Raw genomic sequence first — 16,465 nt, 5'->3', positions numbered from 1 at the left:
AGCGGAAACCGCAGCATTTAACCATGGGGTGTACTCGGAGGGATTGACATGTTCTCAACCATCAAAGCCAAACTGATCACGCTGACGGCGGTTGCCACGCTGGCGATCATCATTGCGTCGGGTTCCGGCATCATCGGCATGCGCGACGGCAGCGACGCCGTCCGCCAACTCGGCTTCAACTTCCTTCCCTCGGTGATCGGGCTGATGGAAATCAGCCGCGGGCAGCTGGAGGCGCGCGTCGTCAACCGGGAAGTCTCGCTGCTCGAGTTCGACGACGAGGCGCCGGCCAAGGCGGCCAAGCTCGTCGAACGCAAGGTGGCGGCTTACGCCCAGATGGACAAGGGGCGCAAGGCGTACGAGGGGTTGCCGATGTCGCCCGAGGAAGACAAGATCTGGAAACAGTTTGTCGTCGATTACAACGAGTGGAAGAAGCTCAACGACGAACTCAACGTCATGGTCGCCAACGTCGGCAAGGCCAAGTCCAAGGCCGAGGTGACCGAAATCTTCCATGAGATCCGGGGGCACACCAAGCGCGTCGGGCCAAGCGCCGGTGCGACCAAGGCGGCGATTGACAAGCTGGTCGAGATCAATGCCAAGCTCGGTGAAGAATATTACGCGAGCAGCTCGGCGCAAATGGCGCGCATGTCGATGATCATGAACACGGTTGCGTTCATCGCGGTCATCGCCATCCTGTCACTCGGCTGGTTCGTCTTCCGCAGCACGATGCGGCAGCTTGGCGGTGAACCGGCGCTGGCGGCCGACGTGGCCAACCATATTGCCGTCGGCGATCTGTCGGGGCGCATCGAAATCAGGGACGGCGACACGACGAGCCTGATGGCGGCCATGCGCAAGATGAGCGCGACGATCGGCACCTTGGTAGAGGATGCCAATGCCCTGTCGACCTCGGCACGGCAGGGAGCGCTGGAAGCGCGGGCGGATGCGGCGAAGCATCAGGGCGAATTCCGGGCGATCATCGACGGCATCAACGCGACGATGGACGCGGTGGTGGCGCCGATCAACGAAGTGCGCGAGGTGATGGCGGCGGTCGAGCAGGGCGACCTGACGCGGCGGGTGAGCGGCCACTACCAGGGCGATTTCGGCGGTCTGCAGGCGAGCGTGAACAACACGGTCGATCGTCTGTCGTCGATCATCGCGCAGGTGCGGGCCTCGGCGACCGAGCTGACGAGCGCCTCGTCGCAGGTGTCGGCGACCTCGCAGGCGCTGTCGCAGGCGACCTCGGAACAGGCGGCGAGCCTGGAAGAGACGACGGCGGCGATCGAGGAAATGTCGGCGTCGATCTCGCAGAACACCGACAACGCCAAGACGACCGACGGCATCGCGCGCAAGGCCTCGCAGGACGCGCTGTCGGGTGGCGAAGCGGTGAAGTCGACGGTCGAGGCGATGAAGTCGATCGCCGGACGTATCTCGATCATCGACGACATCGCCTATCGCACCGACCTCCTGGCGCTCAACGCGGCGATCGAAGCGGCGCGGGCGGGCGAGCACGGCAAGGGCTTCGCGGTGGTGGCGGCGGAAGTGCGCAAGCTGGCCGAGCGCTCGCAGATCGCGGCGCAGGAAATCGGCGAACTGGCGACGAGCAGCGTCGATACGGCCGAACAGGCGGGCAGCCTGCTCGAGACGATGTTGCCGTCGATCCGCAAGACCGCCGACCTGGTGCGTGAAATTACGGCGGCATCGGAAGAGCAGAGCGCCGGGACAAGCCAGATCAGCAACGCGATGGCGCAACTCAACAGCGTGACGCAGCAGAACGCCTCGTCCTCGGAAGAACTGTCGGCGACGGCCGAGGAAATGAACGCGCAAGCGGAGAACCTGAAGGACCTGATGGCGCAATTCACGGTGGCGTCCGACGAACATGCCGCCAGCAAGCAGGCCAAGGCGCCGAAAAAGGCGCCCGCCAAAGTAACGATGCCGGCCGCCGACGAATTGAAGGACTTCGTCAAGTTCTGAGCAGGGGAACACGGTCGCCGGGAAGTGATGCAGAACTCATGAACAGGGAAGGAGAATTATCGTGAAATGGCTCAGATCGTTCCGGGTGAGTACGCGCACACAGGTGCTGAGCGTGCTGACGGCGCTAGGCCTGCTACTGGTCTGTGCGGTGTCGCTCTTTGCCATCCGCGACAGCATGCTCGATGATCGCAAGCTGCGGATCAAGAGCCTGGTCGAAGTCGGCGTCGGCGTGATGGAGCATTACCATCAACTCGCCGTTGCCGGGAAGATGCCGGAGAAAGAGGCGCGGGAGACGGCGATCGAAACCCTGCGCGTCATGCGCTTCGAAAACGGCAACTACCTGTTCGGCTTCGATACGCAAGGCGTGTATTACCTGCTGCCGCCGAACCGCGATTTCGAGGGCAAGAACAAGCTCGACATGAAGGATTCGAACGGCAAGTTCCTGCTCAAGGAATTGATCGGCGTGGCGATGGTCGGCGGCGGCTACGTCGCTTATGAATTCCCCAAGCCCGATACGCAGCGGGTGACGCCGAAGCTGGGCTACGCAACGCTGTTCAAGCCCTGGAATCTGGTGCTCGGCACCGGTATCTACATCGATGACGTCGATGCCGCGTTCCAGCGCTCGCTACTGATGATGGGCTCGATCTCGCTCGGTCTGATGGTGATCCTGTCCTTCCTCGGCTGGATGATCTCGCGCTCGATCGCCAGGCCGCTCGCCGATGTCGTCACGGTATCGGGCAGGATGGCGGCAGGCGACTTCGATTTCAGCCTCGATACGCAGGCGAAGGACGAGGCCGGCGATGTCTTCCGCGCCGTCATGACGGTGAAATCGTCGGTGCAGGCGATGATTGCCGATGCCAATGTGCTGTCGTCTGCGGCGGCGGCCGGCAAGCTCGATGCGCGGGCCGATGCGGCGAAGCACCAGGGCGAGTTCCGCAGCATCGTCGAGGGGATCAACAACACGATGGTGGCGGTGGCCGGGCCGATCGACGAGGTCAAGCGCGTCATGGTCGCGGTCGAGAAGGGCGATCTGTCGCAACGTTCCGATACCGAGTATCGGGGCGAGTTCGGCACGTTGATGGCGGCGGTCAAGGGCATGAGCGCGACGGTCAGGACGCTGGTCGACGATGCCAACATCCTTTCGTCCTCGGCGCAGCAGGGCAAGCTCACGGTGCGTGCCGACGCGGCAAAGCACCAGGGCGAATTCCGGGCGATCATCGACGGTATCAACGCGACGATGGACGCGGTGGTGGCGCCGATCGACGAAGTGCGCGAGGTGATGGCGGCGGTCGAGCAGGGCGATCTGACGCGGCGCGTGAGCGGCAATTACCAGGGCGATTTCGGCGGCTTGCAGGCGAGCGTGAACAACACGGTCGATCGTCTGTCGTCGATCATCGCGCAGGTGCGGGCGTCGGCGACCGAACTGACGAGCGCCTCGTCGCAGGTGTCGGCGACCTCGCAGTCCTTGTCGCAGGCGACGTCGGAACAGGCGGCGAGCCTGGAGGAAACGACATCGGCGATCGAGGAAATGTCGGCGTCGATCTCGCAGAACACCGACAACGCCAAGACGACCGACGGGATCGCGCGCAAGGCGTCGCAGGACGCGCTGTCGGGTGGCGAAGCGGTGAAGTCGACGGTCGAGGCGATGAAGTCGATCGCCGGAAAGATCTCGATCATCGACGACATCGCCTATCGCACCGACCTCCTGGCGCTCAACGCGGCGATCGAAGCGGCGCGGGCGGGCGAGCACGGCAAGGGCTTCGCGGTAGTGGCGGCGGAGGTGCGCAAGCTGGCCGAGCGTTCGCAGGTGGCGGCGCAGGAAATCGGCGAGCTGGCGACGAGCAGCGTCGACACGGCCGAGCAGGCCGGGAAGCTGCTCGAGACGATGCTGCCGTCGATCCGCAAGACTGCCGACCTGGTGCGTGAAATTACGGCGGCATCGGAAGAACAGAGCACCGGGACGAACCAGATCAGCCACGCCATGGCGCAGCTCAACAGCGTGACGCAGCAGAACGCTTCGGCCTCGGAAGAACTGTCGGCGACGGCCGAGGAAATGAACGCGCAAGCCGAGAACCTGAAGGACCTGATGGCGCAATTCACGGTGGCGTCGGAGGTGCCGGCCGCCGGAAAGGCGGTCGCGAAAGCGGTGCAGAAAGTGCCGGCCCGGGTCGCGCCGACGACGGCCGATGCGTTGAAGGATTTCGTCAAATTCTGAGGAGATATCATGACTACGGATGTTGCTGTTGCGGGCGCGGTGTCGTCCCCCGTGCCGTCGAATCCGGGTGGAAAACTGGCCATCGAGGGTTTTGCCGCCGAGCAGTTGTACCTGGCGTTCCGCCTGTCCGACGAGGTGTTCGCGATCGATATCCTGCGCATTCGGGAAATCATCGAGTACAGCGTGCCGACCAGCGTTCCGATGATGCCGCCGTCGGTGCGCGGCGTCATCAACCTGCGCGGTTCGGTGGTGCCGGTGATCGATCTCGCCATCCGCTTCGGTCGTGAAGCGACCGGCGTCGGCAAGCGTACCTGCATCGTCATCGTCGAGGTGCAGCACGAAGGCGCGACGCATGTGCTCGGGCTGATGGTCGATGGCGTCAATGCGGTAATGGAGATCGATGCCGCCAACGTCGAACCGGCGCCGAGCTTCGGAACCCGGGTCAATACCGAGTTCATCGAGGGCATGGCGCGGGTCAATGGCAAGTTCATCATCATTCTCGACGTCGGCCGGGCGCTGTCGATCGAGGAGATGGCGGCGATCAAGGCCGTCGATGCGCAGAATTCCTGAAGGGATCGATGCATTTGTAATACGCCTGAGGGGGCTATGGTGAAAAGGGGAATCGGGTCATGAGGGTCAGGAACAGTCTGCTGCTGCGTTTCATCGTGCCGGTATCGGTGCTGGTCGTGCTGCTGGTGGCGGCCGGCGCCACGGTCTTTTCCTTGAGCGAGGCGCAGCGCATCGACCGCGAGATCGCGGCGCAGGCGCGGCAGCAGATGCGCGGCGTCAATGACTTGATGGGCGTGACCGATGCGCTGATGAACCAGCAGACGCGGGCGGCCATGAACATCCTGATCGAACGCAGCCGGGCTTTGGGCGCGGCGACCCTGGGGCCGGCGGTGGCGGTCAAGGGCAAGACGGTGCCCGGCCTGATGTTCGGCGGCAAGCCGCAGAACCTCCACTACGAACTGGTCGACGGCGTCGTCCGCGCGATGGGCGGAACGGCGACGCTGTTCGTCCGTCACGGTGACGAATTCGTGCGCGTGTCGACGAACGTGAAGACCGAGGGAGAACGCGCCATCGGCACCGTCCTCGATCCGGCCGGCAAGGCGATCGCCGCCATCCTCAAGGGGCAGGCCTTCTACGGCAAGGTCGATATTCTGGGCACTCCCTATATCACCGGCTACGAGCCGATCCGCGACGCACAGGGGCAGACGATCGGCATCTGGTATGTCGGCTACAAGGTCGACATGGCGGTGCTGAAGGATATCGTCGGCGCCACGCGGCTCCTGGCCAGCGGCTTCGTCGCCATCGTCGACGAGCATGACAAGGTGCGTTTCCGCTCGGGGCATGTCGACGATGACAACGTCGTCAAGACGGTCAAAGTTGGCAGCACGGGCTGGAACGTGCTCAAGGAGGATTTCCCGGCCTGGGGCTTCCGCATTCTCGCTGCGTATCCCGAACGCGAGGTCGCCGACATCAGCCGCGAGCGCATCGGTGAGATTGCTGCGGTTGGCGTACTGTCCTGCGCCCTGCTGATCGCCCTGCTGGTCGTTCTCCTGCGGCGGCAGGTCATTGCGCCGGTGCAGGCGGCGATGCAAGCGGCATTGCAGATCGCCGAAGGGGACCTGACGGTGGACATCGCGGTGACCTCGTCCGACGAGACCGGGCGCCTGATGAGCGCGATGAAGAACATGGTGCTGCGCCTGCGCCAGATCGTCGATGAAATCCGCATCTCGGCCAACGAATTGACGAGCGCCTCGTCGCAAGTGGCGGCGACTTCGCAGGGCTTGTCGCAAGCGACCTCGCAACAGGCGGCGAGCCTGGAGGAGACGACGGCGGCGGTCGAGGAGATGTCGGCGTCGATCGCGCAGAATACCGACAACGCCAAGGCGACCGACGGCATCGCGCACCAGGCCTCGCAGGACGCGCTGTCGGGTGGCGAAGCGGTGAAATCGACGGTCGAGGCAATGAAATCGATCGCCGGACGTATCTCGATCATCGACGACATCGCTTATCGCACCGATCTCCTGGCGCTGAACGCGGCGATCGAAGCGGCGCGGGCGGGCGAGCACGGCAAGGGCTTCGCGGTGGTGGCGGCGGAAGTGCGCAAGCTGGCCGAGCGCTCGCAGGTGGCGGCACAGGAAATCGGCGAACTGGCGGCGAGCAGCGTCGATCAGGCCGAGCAGGCCGGGAAGCTGCTGGAGACGATGTTGCCGTCGATCCGCAAGACCGCCGACCTGGTGCGCGAAATTACGGCAGCATCGGAAGAACAGACGACCGGCGCCGGCCAGATCAGCCAGGCGATGACGCAACTCAACAGCGTGACGCAGCAGAATGCAGCGGCCTCGGAAGAGCTGTCGGCAACCGCCGAGGAAATGAATGCACAGGCCGAAAGTCTCAAGCAGTTGATGGCGCGTTTCAAGGTCTCCGGTTATGAAGGATTTGCCGGGCTGGCGGCCGTCGATGCGGCGATCGTCGCGCCACGGGCAGCGCCCGTCGCGGGGAAAACGCCGCAAGCCGTGGAATTGAAGGATTTCGTCAAATATTGAAACGGTGGCGCGGGCTGCGAGGCCGGGAACAATCGACGAGAAAAGCTTGTCTGGCAGCATGAATCAAAAGGTTTTGAACAAGATCGACAAACGGAGTGAATGATGGGTACACCAATCCGCGTCATGGTGGTGGATGATTCAGCGGTTGTTCGCAAGGTGATGACTTCGGTGCTGGAACGCGATCCGGATATCAAGGTCATCGGGACGGCGCCGGACCCGCTCTTCGCCATCGACAAGATGCGTCGGGATTGGCCCGACGTCATCACGCTCGACATCGAAATGCCGCGCATGGACGGCGTCACCTTTCTCGGCCAGCTCATGGCCGAGCGGCCGACGCCGGTGGTGGTCTGCTCGTCGCTGACCACCGAAGGCGCCGAGACGACCTTGCAGGCGCTGGCCGCCGGTGCCGTCAGCATCATCACCAAGCCGACGCTGGGGGTCGAGGGCTTCCTGCAGAACGCCGCCGACGACCTGATCGTTGCCGTCAAGTCGGCCGCGCGCGCCAACATGGGCGCGGTGCGCCGCGGCACGCAACTGTGCCGGCAACCACACGCGCGGCCGGCGGCTACCACGGCGATGGCGCAGACGACCGAACGCATCGTCGCTGTCGGCACCTCGACCGGCGGCACCGTCGCGCTCGAAGTCCTGCTGACCGAGTTGCCGCGCGTCTGTCCTGGCCTCGTCATCGTCCAGCATATGCCGGAGCGCTATACGGCGTCGTTCGCGGCGCGTCTCGACAAGCTCTGCGAGATCTCGGTCTTCGAGGCCAAGCACGGGCAGCGCGTCCTGCCGGGGCAGGCGCTCATCGCGCCGGGCGGCAAGCACATGCAGCTCGTGCGCAGCGGCGCGCAATACCAGGTCGAGATCAAGGACGGGCCGCTCGTCAATCGCTTCCGGCCCTCGGTCGATGTGCTCTTTCGTTCGGTCGCGAAGTATGCCGGAAAAAATGCCATGGGCGTAATCATGACCGGCATGGGCGACGACGGCGCGCGCGGGATGAAGGAAATGCACGATGCCGGCGCCTACACGCTGGCGCAGGACGAGGCCAGCTGCGTCGTCTATGGCATGCCGCGCGAGGCGGTCAAGCATGGCGGCGTCGATCGCAGCCTGCCGCTGACCTCGCTGGCCGGTGCCATCATGAAGGGGCCGGGAGCGCTCTGAATGGATGATCGCGCCGACATCCTCGTGGTTGATGACAATCCCATCAACCTGCAGGTGCTGAGCGATATCCTCAGGCGCGAACCTTTCCGCGTCCATGCGGCGCTGTCGGGCGAGGTCGCCTTGCGCGCGGTCGCCAAGCGGCGGCCGGATCTCATCCTGCTCGACGTCAAGATGCCGGAGATGAGCGGTTTCGACGTTTGTCGTCAGCTCAAGTCCGACGAAGCCACCCGCGACATCCCGGTCATCTTCATCAGCGCGATGAACGACATCGAGGACAAGGTCATGGCCTTCGGTGCCGGCGGCATCGATTACGTGACCAAACCCTTCCAGGCGGAAGAAGTGCTGGTGCGGGTGCGAACCCATCTCGAACTCAACGGCATCAAGCGCGATCTCGAACGCCGCGTGGCCGAGCGCACACGGGCGCTCGAAGAGAGCGAGGCGCGTTACCGCGTGCTGTTCGAGGACAGTCCGCTCGCCGTCATCGTCTATGACGCCGACACCTGGAAGATCGTCGAGGTCAATGGCGCCTGCACCCGCATGCTCGGCTATCCCCGCCAGCGCTGGGTCGGCAGTTCGCTCGGCTTCATGTTCGAGCGCGGCCAGCGCGATGCGATGCGGGCCTTGTCGCGAAACCTGACCGAACATTCCGAGGAAGCGGTGCTGACCGGGCATCTGCGTCTTTCGCATGCCGACGGCTGTCTGGTCGAGACCGAGGGCATCGTCCAATGCGTCGCCTACCCGGGTTGCCGGGCGCATATCCTGATGCTGCAGGACATCACAGAGCGCCGCAAGATCGAGGAACAGCTGCGGCTGGAAGCGCGCGAACATCGGCAGAAGCTGGAATTTTCGCTGCATTACGACGCGCTGACCGGCTTGCCGAATCGCATGCTGCTGACCGAGCGCATTCGTCAGGGCGTGTCGCAGGCGAAGCAGACGGGTTGCTGGATGGCCGTCTGCTATATCGATCTCGACGGCTTCGCAACGCTTAACGAGGCGCATGGCCAGGAAATCAGCGACCACCTGCTGATCAATACGGCCGAATGCCTGAGAAGCTGCCTGCGCGGCGGCGACACGCTGGCGCGCGTCGGCGGCGACGAATTCGTGCTGCTCGTGCTCGGCATCAATAGCCATATGGAATTGACGGCCTTCCTCGAGAACGTCAGCGCGCGGCTGTCGGAGCCCTTCGTCTCCGATACCGCCGTCATTACCCTGAGCGCCAGCATCGGCGTGACGATCTTTCCGCAGGACAGCGCCGACGCCGACACGCTGCTGCGCCATGCCGACCAGTCGATGATGCGTGCCAAGCAGCTCGGCAAGGGGCGGCACGAGCTTTTCGACGCCGAAGGCGAGCGCCGCGTGCGGGCTCAGTACGAAAGCATCGAACTGATGCGCGCCGCCTTGTCGCGGCGGGAATTCGTTCTTTATTACCAGCCCAAGGTCGACCTCGAAACGCGCGCGATCACCGGCGTCGAAGCGCTGATCCGCTGGAGCCACCCGGAGCGCGGCCTGCTGCCGCCCGGCGCATTCCTGCCGGCCATCGAAGAAGACGCCTTCGCCGTCGATCTCGGCGACTGGGTAATCGGCGAAGCGTTGGCGCAGATCACGCGTTGGCACGCGCTGGGGCTGGAATTGGGCATCAGCGTCAATATCGCCGCACAGCACCTGCTCCAGGGCGATTTCATCGAGCGCTTGCAGGCCTTGCTCGCCGCGCATCCCGAGGTGCCGCGCGGCAGTCTCGAGATCGAGGTGCTGGAAAGTTCGCGCCTCGACAACATCGAAAATGTCGAGCGGGTCATCGTCGCCTGCCGCGCGCTGGGTGTCGGCTTCTCGCTTGACGATTTCGGCACCGGCTATTCCTCGCTCACCTATTTGCGCGCGCTGTCGGCCGATACGCTGAAGATCGACCAGTCCTTCATCCGCAACATGATGGAGGACAAGGGCGACCTCGCCATCGTCTCCGGCGTGATCGGACTGGCCAGTGCCTTCGATCGCCGGGTCGTCGCCGAAGGGGTGGAAACGCTCGAACATGCCAGGCTGCTTCTCAGTCTCGGCTGTCATCAGTTCCAGGGCTACGGCATTGCCCGGCCGATGCCGGCGGAAGATGTGCCGGGCTGGGTCGCACGCTGGCCCGATCCCTCCTGGGCGACCCTCGCCGAAGGGCTGTGAATCTCTGCGAATCGCATTCCCGGTGAATTTCTCCGGCGGTAATTTCGGTCTGACCACTTGACAGGGTTTGGCCAGCTTCTATACTCCCCCGATAAGTGATTTCAAGCGTGGCAGGGCTTGGTTCTGCCATACAAATAAACCGGGTCGAAGAAAGGGGAAAGCAATGAAGAAATTTGCGTTGACCATGCTCATGGTCTGGGGCACGAGCACAGCGCTCGCCGCCGTCGAACTGAAGCTGGGGCATTTCGCCTCCGATACGCATCCCTGCGGCATCGCGGCGGTGCAATTCAAGAAGAACGTCGAGCAGCGCACCAACGGCGAAGTGAAAATTTCGCTGTTCGGCAACAATGCGCTCGGTTCGCCACCCGAAGTGCTCGAGCAGGTCATGCTCGGCGCCGTGGATATGAGCTTGTCGGGGCAGGACCAGTTGGCCAAGCACCTGCCGTTCTATGACGTCATCAGCACGCCGTTCGCCTTCAAGGACTACGCCATGGCCGACAAGGTCATCGACGGCGAGTTCAAGAAGTGGGCCGAGCCGGAACTGCTCAAGAAGGGCCTGGTGCACGTTTCCGACTGGGAATGGGGCTTCCGTCAGCTGACCAACTCGAAGAAGCCGGTCAACACGCCAGCCGACCTCAAGGGCATGAAGATCCGCACGCCGCCGGCCTTCGCCTACCAGGCCTTCGTCGAAGCCGCGGGCGGTAATGCGGTGACGATCGCCTTCGCCGAGCTCGTCATGGCGATGAAGCAGGGCGTCGTCGATGGCCAGGAAAATCCGGTCGGCACGATCTACGACCTCAAGCTCTACGAGACGCAGAAGTACATGTCGATCCTCAACTACACCTACAGCTCGATGGTGCATGTGGTCAACAAGAAGAGCTGGGACAAGCTGACGCCGGCGCAACAGAAGATCGTCACCGAAGAGTCGATCACGGCCGCCAAGGCGGCACGCAAGGCCTTGCGCGATGCCGAAGCGGCGCAGCTCAAGGATCTCGAGACAAGCAAGGGCATCGTCATTGCGCGTCCGGACCTCGGTCCGTGGAAGGCCGCGATGGGTCCGGCCTGGGACAAGGTCAAGGCGCGTGTCGGCGCCGATAACTTCAAGCGCTTCATGGACATCGTCGAGAAGAGCGCGAAGTAATGTGAGGTCGTTGGGAAGCGGGAGGGCCGGGATGGCCTCCCGCTTTTTTTGTACGCGCTGCCGACATTGAATTTTTGCCGGAAGAGCGCCGTTTCAGGGTTTTCCACATGCTGACACTTTCGATTTTTGCCGTCCTGCTGCTGATGCTGCTGATCGATATTCCTATCGCTGTCGCCATCGGGCTGACCGCTGTCGTTTTCTTCGTCGCGCAGGGGCAGTCCAGTTTTCTGGCCATGCTGCCGCAGCGGATGTATTCCGGCACGACCGGGTTTACACTGCTGGCGATCCCCTTCTTCATTCTCGCCGGCAACCTGATGAATTGCGGCGGCACGACGCAGCGCCTGTTCCGTTTCGCGCGTGCGCTGGTCGGGCATGTGCCCGGCGGAGTGGGCCAAGTAAGCGTCGTCTCGTCAATGATTTTTTCCGGGATGTCGGGGTCGGCGGTTGCCGATGCGGCCGGTCTCGGACAGATCCAGCATCGCGCCATGGTCGATGCCGGCTACAAGCCGACGATTTCGGCGGCGATCGTTGCTGGCGCCTCGACGATCGGCCCGGTCATTCCGCCGTCGATTCCCTTCGTGTTGTACGGCGCGATCACCTCGGTCTCGGTCAGCCGCCTGTTCCTTGCCGGCGCGATTCCCGGTGCGGTGATGGGGTTGGCGATGATGCTTGCCATCTGGTTGATGGCCAAACCGCGCAACCTGCCCAAGGACCCGCGCGCGAATCTCCACGAAATCTGGGACAGCTTCACGGCGGCGTTCCTGCCGTTGATGGCACCGGTCATCATCATCGGTGGCATTACCACCGGTTTTTTTACACCGACAGAAGCCTCGGTCATTGCCAGCCTCTATGCGTTAGCGCTCGGCTTTCTCTACCGTGACCTGACCTGGAAGGAAATCCCGGCCATTCTCTTTACGTCGTTGAAACAGACGTGCGGATTGATGTTCATCATCGCCACAGCCAATTTCTTTGGCTGGTTTACGATTTTCGAGCGGATTCCGGATGCATTGATTACCCAGCTGGCAGCCTTCGGAACGACGGCCACCGGGTTCATCTGGATTGTTATTGCCATCGTCCTGGTGCTGGGTTGCTTTATCGACGGTAATGCGATCTTCCTGATCACGCTGCCGATTTTCATGAAGCTCTGCCCGCTGTATGGCGTCGACATGGTCAACTTCGGGGTCGTCATGACGCTGCTGATCATGATCGGAAACCTGACGCCGCCGGTCGGAATGTGCCTGTTCGCCGTCGAGAGTTTTGCCAAGGTCGGAATCTGGAGTCTCGCCTACGAGTGTTTTCCGTATCTGATCGCCATCCTGGCGGTGACGATCCTCTGCGCATTCGTTCCGGAAATCGCGCTGTGGTTGCCGAATTATGTGATGGGCGCCGCCGGTTGAGCCGCCGTCAATGTCTAGGGAAATGTCATGAAAAACTTTTTTGTCATGGTGGCCGGTTTCGATCGCAAGCTGGTCTGGATTCTCGAATGGATCTGCATCGCGTTGTTCGCGGCGATTACCTTCATCCTGACGCTCAATATCGTCGTGCGGTTCGTGCCGGTGATGTCGATGCACTGGTTCGATGAGATCCTCGAGCTCCTGTACGGCGCCCTGATTTTCTACGGCGCGGCCGCCGTCTGGGTCGTGCACGGGCATTTCAGCATCGGCGACTGGATCTCGAAGCACCTGCCGAGCGTGCGTGCGCGTTTCGTTTATCGCCTGATTGTCGAGCTGGCGTCGCTCGTCTTCATCGCCATCTTCTTCTGGTATGCCTTTGAATTGCTGATGAAGACCGAGGAGCAGACGACGGCGTTCGCGATGTCGAAGAAGTGGTTATATGCCTGCATGCCGATCACCGGCAGCATCATGATCCTGTATTCGCTCAAGAACATGTATTTCGAATTGGCTCGGATCGTCAATCCCGATCTGCAGGTCGAGGAGCTCGCCAACGAGGACTAGTTGCGCCTGGTAGGACTGTTGCATGCGATGACGTCGGCGCTTTGCCAGCGTCGATGCCGAAGGAAGAAAGCCGCGGACATGGGTTCCTGCGGCTTTTTTTTTGCCCGCCGATCATTCGGCCGGCGACCCCGCTCGCCTTGATTCGCGTCCTGGCGATGTGATTTTCGTCCATCGTCATTGGGCGTCGATTTCCTGTTGCCAAGCCAGAGATGGCGAAGAGTCCCGTCCTTTCGGAACTTTGCGTGCGGTGATGTTACTCAGTGCGCAGCACAGACGACGCAACGTCGATCAACAAGCTGTCCAGTATGCCGTTTCATCGGCTGAGACCAACGCCACGCCTGTCGTGACGTCGCCGTTCTTCTGACCACGAAGCATCCTTGCAAGGAAGCAACATGCGAATCGATGAATACAAGCGCATCCTGAAAGAACTGGGCGAGGATGATCTGGATAAGGTCGTCGTCAGACGATCGGGCGACACGCTGATGCTGGAATGCCCGATTAACCCGCCGCCGGGCTGGGAAAAATTGCAGGGGGCGCTGAGCCGGCCGCCTTGCCCGCCACAGAGAGTTCCGCAAGAAAGCCCGGCGACGCAGATCTCCGGCCAGGATCCGCTGCCGACGAATGCTTTTCTCACCGGTTTGATGGCAGACCTGACCGCAGCCTTTGGCGAAGCGATCGCCGGCGACTGCCTCCGCCCCGACCTTCTCCGCGGCACGCAACTGACCGCGCGTCAGGTCATGACCATCATCGGTCAGGCCGAAGCGAAGGAGGCCATGATTCGCCAACAGAACGACGCCGCGATCACGAATCTTTTCAGGGATGTAGTGTGGGTAAATTACGCCAGGAACTATTTGCCAGCCGAGGCCGATACCTTTGTCAGGAAACTCGCTGCCGGAATGATCCGGAGCTCACCGGAACATGCGCGACACCCCCTTTCCGATGATGACGTCGTGAGCACGGTCGATGCGGCACTGGCCGTCTACGACGTTCTTGTGGCTAACATCGAGGATGGCATCCCCGAAATACTGGGAAAGGTCCTGTCGCTCATTGCGGCACACGCGGGAAATGCGGGCTCGGACGCTCTTGCAAGATTCTGGCCGGAATACGCCATGGCCGCCTGGCTGAGTTCGAATCTTGATCCGGCCGAAGAAGGTATTTTGGCGAGCGCGCTGGATGCGTTCGATACAAATTCTGCCTGTTCCCAACGTTTCCTGGGCAACATGAAATCTTATATTGCCGAGCTATTCATCGCTCGGACAACCCGATCTTTCGCCCCCGACGCCGGCGTTCCCGATTGTCGCGACAATTCTGTGAAGATCATCGATGCGCAAGGCGCCGCTACCGAAATCGTCAATCAGATCATCGAGCAGCACGTAAAACAACTGTTACTTGTCGATAGGCATTCTTCACTGACCGATTGGCAAAAAATATTCGTGAAATCACTCCTCGACGGCATGCCACCCGATGACAGGCTATTTGACGCAGTGATCAATTTCGACACGTCGTATGTCAATTCCATTATCGCTCGGCGGGACTACGCTGAAGCCACCCGCTCGCTCCTCCTGGACATCCTCGGTGTGGCCGGAAAATTCGCGGAACAGGATACGGTCGATTCGCCGTTTCACGGCGAACGACTGCTTGTAACCCTGATGTCATTTTTTGCCGAAAGCATCACTCCCGCCGAGGCGCGTCTTCTAGTCGATGCACTGGAAGAAGGGGATGCCAGCGGGGTAAAGATGATCAGGCAGATCGTGACGCGAAATTCCGACGAGGAGAATGCCTATGACATGCTTGCGGCCGTCCTCAAAGAACGTAGCGGCGAGGCGGGACCGACCTTCCAGCTTGCTTTTGCGGAGGCACTTGGAAAAGGCAGACTCTGCTCAGGTGCTCTCGTCGAACACCGTCTCGATACGTTGCGCAACGCCTGCCAGGCGATGAATCGGACGGATAACAAACAAATTGTCGATTGGCAGTATCTGCAAAGCCTCAACGAGGATGGACAGTCCAGATACCTGGAGACCGCCCTGCTCAACCTGCTGAGACCATCATCCAAGCGCCGAACCAGCGCTGACAGAATCACGGACGCCGAATCTCTGTTTGTCAGAAAGTTCTTGTCGCTGTTTTACGATATCCGTGACGCCTTTACGTTTGCCTGTCAATCGTCGATATGTCGACCCGCGGGTGGAAATGACCTCACGGGGATCGGCAAGTCTGAAGAAGCGATCTTTCTTCCGGGCGGCAAGCCGATTATGACGGTGTCGCACTCTGAGGTGGCGGAGATCTCCATCTCGCTAATCGATACCTCGGCCGGGCCGATACTGATGTCATGTCAGTACACCGTGCCGACGCTCGACGCGGTGTCGGACATGCACGGCAATCTCCATCGGGTGAACAGCCAATCCAGTCAACTTCGCTTCAACGCCGACTTCACGATACTTTCCGATCAAGACTTCATCGAGATGGACAAGCCGATTCGCTGCGAAGCGACGCTGGTCTTCCCCAAATGGCCAGGCAGCAAAGGCTATCCGGCACCGATCGGCAAGGATTTTGGCGGAAAGCTGAGGACAATTGATCGGCAGAGTGCGGAATATCTGCACTTGCATGCGGATCTGATCGCTTACGCCAAAGCCAGCGAAAACTCCGAGATCATCACCTTGCTCGATGCACTCAATGCCATTCGGGAGTTCCGGGAGAATCGGTCACGAGAAAATGCGTATGGCATTTATGAAAAATTCCTCCAGAGCAACGCACTCACCTTTATCGGCACCGACGCCGTGGGAGAAACGCTCGAACGCATATACCCCAAGTTCGCTGTCGATGCGATCGTCCAGGCGCTGCTTGATTTGACCGAGGCGCTTGTTGCCAAACTCGATCCGATCGCCATCGAAAGCAACGCTACGATCAGCGATTTTTTTGAACTGGCCAACCGCATCTTGAATGCGAAGAGTCACAAAAATCGCAGCGAATTTTTCATTCTGACCAAACAGGTTTTCTTTGACCTGGATCTCTCCATCACGTTTTCCCTTGTGTCTCCGGCATTGGGCGCCGCACTCAAGGCGGCGTTGGAGGTGTTTATAGCCCCTCCCGAACCGGCCATGTTCGACGCCTTGGAGGACGCAATCATCAGATACCTCGACAGGACGATATTGCCGGACTTCATCAATTACCAAATTGAACGGTCCGGGGATTAGCACTCGAACCCGCAGCCCTTCGCGCCGGCGCCCACCATCGGCGTGGTGCTTTCCGCGAAGAACGCGAACAACGAAGCGCCGGCCGACACGCCGACGGGGCTTTGCCTGCTGCGGTG

The 16,465-nt window shown here is 61.5% G+C and carries 10 protein-coding genes; all 10 read left to right on the top strand.

Annotated features, from left to right (window positions below; translation table 11 throughout):
- Positions 1-48: 48 nt before the first annotated feature.
- The 10 genes from BLR25_RS17370 (at position 49) to BLR25_RS17325 (ending at position 16,349) form a co-directional block, all read left to right on the top strand.
- Positions 49-1,968: a HAMP domain-containing methyl-accepting chemotaxis protein gene (locus tag BLR25_RS17370; protein WP_091939437.1), complete on the top strand. Its 1,920-nt coding sequence runs from the start codon at positions 49-51 to the stop codon at positions 1,966-1,968.
- Between the two features lie 61 nt (positions 1,969-2,029).
- Positions 2,030-4,183 (top strand): methyl-accepting chemotaxis protein, encoded by a 2,154-nt coding sequence (locus BLR25_RS17365; protein WP_143009907.1) that lies wholly within the window; start codon positions 2,030-2,032, stop codon positions 4,181-4,183.
- A 9-nt stretch (positions 4,184-4,192) separates the two neighbouring features.
- Entirely contained in the window at positions 4,193-4,753 is a 561-nt protein-coding gene (locus tag BLR25_RS17360) for a chemotaxis protein CheW (protein WP_091939433.1), read from the top strand.
- A gap of 59 nt (positions 4,754-4,812) precedes the next feature.
- The gene (locus BLR25_RS17355) at positions 4,813-6,735 is read left to right on the top strand and encodes a methyl-accepting chemotaxis protein (protein WP_143009906.1); all 1,923 of its coding nucleotides are present in this window, start codon (positions 4,813-4,815) and stop codon (positions 6,733-6,735) included.
- Between the two features lie 102 nt (positions 6,736-6,837).
- On the top strand, positions 6,838-7,896 hold the full coding sequence (locus tag BLR25_RS17350) for a protein-glutamate methylesterase/protein-glutamine glutaminase (protein ID WP_091939431.1): 1,059 nt from the start codon (positions 6,838-6,840) through the stop codon (positions 7,894-7,896).
- Positions 7,897-10,062, top strand: coding sequence for a putative bifunctional diguanylate cyclase/phosphodiesterase (locus BLR25_RS17345; protein WP_091939430.1), 2,166 nt, complete (start codon positions 7,897-7,899; stop codon positions 10,060-10,062).
- A gap of 163 nt (positions 10,063-10,225) precedes the next feature.
- On the top strand, positions 10,226-11,203 hold the full coding sequence (locus BLR25_RS17340) for a TRAP transporter substrate-binding protein (RefSeq protein ID WP_091939428.1): 978 nt from the start codon (positions 10,226-10,228) through the stop codon (positions 11,201-11,203).
- Positions 11,204-11,310: 107 nt separating this feature from the next.
- Positions 11,311-12,600, top strand: coding sequence for a TRAP transporter large permease (locus BLR25_RS17335; RefSeq protein WP_091939425.1), 1,290 nt, complete (start codon positions 11,311-11,313; stop codon positions 12,598-12,600).
- Between the two features lie 27 nt (positions 12,601-12,627).
- Complete coding sequence (locus tag BLR25_RS17330) at positions 12,628-13,158, top strand: TRAP transporter small permease (protein WP_091939423.1); 531 nt, start codon at positions 12,628-12,630, stop codon at positions 13,156-13,158.
- A 392-nt stretch (positions 13,159-13,550) separates the two neighbouring features.
- A complete protein-coding gene (locus BLR25_RS17325) occupies positions 13,551-16,349 on the top strand; it encodes a hypothetical protein (protein WP_091939421.1) in 2,799 nt (932 codons plus the stop codon).
- Positions 16,350-16,465: the final 116 nt, after the last annotated feature.

Origin of the sequence: Propionivibrio dicarboxylicus (assembly GCF_900099695.1) — a bacterium.
Taxonomy (GTDB): Bacteria; Pseudomonadota; Gammaproteobacteria; order Burkholderiales; family Rhodocyclaceae; genus Propionivibrio; species Propionivibrio dicarboxylicus.
This window is presented reverse-complemented; position numbering and strand designations above follow the sequence as displayed.

Coding starts and splice junctions, on each gene's coding strand:
- BLR25_RS17370 (WP_091939437.1), top strand. CDS start 49: ATGTTCTCAACCATCAAAGCCAAACTGATCACGCTGACGGCGGTTGCC.
- BLR25_RS17360 (WP_091939433.1), top strand. CDS start 4,193: ATGACTACGGATGTTGCTGTTGCGGGCGCGGTGTCGTCCCCCGTGCCG.
- BLR25_RS17355 (WP_143009906.1), top strand. CDS start 4,813: ATGAGGGTCAGGAACAGTCTGCTGCTGCGTTTCATCGTGCCGGTATCG.
- BLR25_RS17350 (WP_091939431.1), top strand. CDS start 6,838: ATGGGTACACCAATCCGCGTCATGGTGGTGGATGATTCAGCGGTTGTT.
- BLR25_RS17345 (WP_091939430.1), top strand. CDS start 7,897: ATGGATGATCGCGCCGACATCCTCGTGGTTGATGACAATCCCATCAAC.
- BLR25_RS17340 (WP_091939428.1), top strand. CDS start 10,226: ATGAAGAAATTTGCGTTGACCATGCTCATGGTCTGGGGCACGAGCACA.
- BLR25_RS17335 (WP_091939425.1), top strand. CDS start 11,311: ATGCTGACACTTTCGATTTTTGCCGTCCTGCTGCTGATGCTGCTGATC.
- BLR25_RS17330 (WP_091939423.1), top strand. CDS start 12,628: ATGAAAAACTTTTTTGTCATGGTGGCCGGTTTCGATCGCAAGCTGGTC.
- BLR25_RS17325 (WP_091939421.1), top strand. CDS start 13,551: ATGCGAATCGATGAATACAAGCGCATCCTGAAAGAACTGGGCGAGGAT.